Origin of the sequence: Desulfofundulus thermobenzoicus, from assembly GCF_009428905.1 — a bacterium.
Lineage (GTDB): Bacteria > Bacillota > Desulfotomaculia > Desulfotomaculales > Desulfovirgulaceae > Desulfofundulus_A > Desulfofundulus_A thermobenzoicus.
Genome location: NZ_WHYR01000237.1, coordinates 1 through 411 on the forward strand (window position 1 = coordinate 1; position 411 = coordinate 411).

Annotated in this window: 1 protein-coding gene and 1 pseudogene; one reads left to right on the plus strand and one right to left on the minus strand. The window is 41.1% G+C overall.

Annotation, left to right across the window (positions count from 1 at the left end; genetic code table 11):
- Positions 1–260: pseudogene (locus tag GFC01_RS18420) on the plus strand (hypothetical protein); the annotation flags it as partial.
- 39 nt (positions 261–299) lie between these two features.
- Here the strand turns inward: GFC01_RS18420 and GFC01_RS20300 are convergent.
- On the minus strand, positions 300–411 hold a 112-nt coding region (locus tag GFC01_RS20300; protein WP_423244425.1), incomplete at its 5' end, for a glycerophosphodiester phosphodiesterase family protein.

Here is a 411-nt window from a genome sequence, read left to right on the forward strand (position 1 = left end):
GTCATATTGGCTTCAGAAAGGCAAAGGGGGCAGCACTTGATCAGCACCCGTTCAAGATGCCGCTAGCACCGTTTTCTAACTATCTTACAATCGGATTTTTATTGATGGTTCTTGTGTTTATGCTCATTAATCAGGATACGCGTATTTCTCTTATTGTAGCAATTGGATTCTTGATTTTAGTGGCACTTAGCTTTTTTGTATTTGGAATTGGAAAACGAAAGCCGATTGAAACAGCTTCTTCTGATCAAACGGTGAAATAATCAAAAGCCTTGCGTGATGGACCGCAAGGCTTTTTTTATTTAGAGTGAAGCTTTTACACGGTTAAAGACATCTGGATAGTTGGTGAAAAGGCCGGTGACGCCGTATTGCAGTAGACGGATCATGTCTGCTTCGCTGTTGACTGTATATGGA